The sequence below is a fragment of the Clostridioides sp. ZZV15-6598 genome (assembly GCF_020657705.1).
Lineage (GTDB): Bacteria > Bacillota > Clostridia > Peptostreptococcales > Peptostreptococcaceae > Clostridioides > Clostridioides difficile_F.
Map to the genome: position 1 here is coordinate 1 of NZ_JAGWCS010000266.1, position 1585 is coordinate 1585.

The 1585-nt window shown below is 34.6% G+C and carries 1 protein-coding gene and 1 pseudogene; both read right to left on the reverse strand.

All coding sequences use genetic code 11. The features are described 5' to 3' along the window. On the reverse strand, window positions 1-1265 hold a 1265-nt coding region (locus KGF50_RS21410; protein ID WP_227849932.1), incomplete at its 3' end, for a glycine rich domain-containing protein. Between the two features lie 18 nt (window positions 1266-1283). After that, a pseudogene (locus tag KGF50_RS21415) lies at window positions 1284-1585 on the reverse strand (phage tail protein); the annotation flags it as partial.

The window sequence follows — 1585 nt, forward strand, 5'->3', positions numbered from 1 at the left end:
CCAGTTGCATATTTAATTCTTTGACTTAATTGATTAGTTAATTCTGTTATCCTATTTTGCAACTCCTCAATATTAGCGTCTCCACTGTCAAAACTTGTTTTAATTTTCTCTGATAACTCCACCAGTGTATTATTTAAACTTGCTTCTATGTTCTTTAATGCTAAAGTATTTATAATACTTGTTTTACCGCTTTTAAATGTATCTTTAATTTCTATCCATTTATTTGTAACTTCATCTGTTGTAGAACCACTTGGAAGTGGTGCAATTCCCTTGCTTATACTTGCAACCTTTTCTACTGTAGCATTGGCACTGTCTGTAACAACTATTTTAAGTGTGTGTAGTGCATTATCTTCTAATGTGTAGTTAATTGTTTTTTCTGTTGTTAAATCTGTTGTGATAGTTTCTTTTAATACATCATCTATAAAATATTCTATTTTAGTTAATAGTGTAGGGTCTGTGTGGTCAGCTTTAAATGTTGCTGTGGTTGAGTTATATGAGGATATAGTTAAAAATGGTAATGCTTGTAGTAATGTTATTTTAGCCTTACCATGACTTACATTAATATTATTGCCTCCAACAGTCATAGAAGTATTTTCTAACCAATACTCATTTGTAGGCGTATATCCAACAGGTTTATAACTATCTTTAGTTAATACATATCCACTTCCTCCACCTCCACTTGCGAAACTAGACCCATTCCCTGCTCCACCAAACCAACCTCCTCCACCTCCAAATTTTGGAGCATTAGTCATATCAGCTGATGACCTATTACCTTTTCCGAATGAACCACCAAGAACTCCAACTTGACCTCTTCCACCTTCGGTTTGTGTTGCTCCAGCAGTCCATCTGTTTTCGCTACCTTCACCATTGTTTCCTACTATACCTCCTCCATGACTACCAGTATATCCATAACCACTACCAGCCCCTGCTCCTCCTGCGACAATAATACGAGAAAGTAAACCTTGTTCATTATCCCAAGAACCACCAATAAGTCTTATATCTGTAGCTCCTCCTCCCGTACCAGTCATTCCTTTTCCTCCACCATTAAAATTGCCAGTATATTGACCAACGAAAATATGCAAGGTAGTTTCTTTTTTTAATGTAAGTTCTCCTTTTGAATAACCTCCAAAGCAACTATATGACTCATATGCACTATTTGTTAGTGAATTTGCTCCTGCACCCCAACATTCAAGTCTATACCTACCATTTGGTAATATAATACTTTGTTCTGCTCCTGTATAGCCAAAATTCCATTCAGTAGCCATTTTTATCACTCTCCTCTCTTAAATAGGTAACATATCATTTTGTATCTTTATATTTTCATTATTAAATCTTTCTATCTTTGCAACAACTTCATCAATCGCCCCTTGAACATTTGTAGCAGTAAGGTTGCTTGTTGTATTATTATAACTTGTTTTCTCTGCTGTTGTTTCTATGCTATCTACACTAGTTTTTACCTCATTTAATGCACCAACAAGATTTGTTTTATCTGTTGTAGTAAGTTGTGTTGTATCCCCTATTTTTGTATTTAACTCTGTTTTAGCAGTTTCTATATTGCTTGCTAATTCTGCTTTAGTTGTATCTA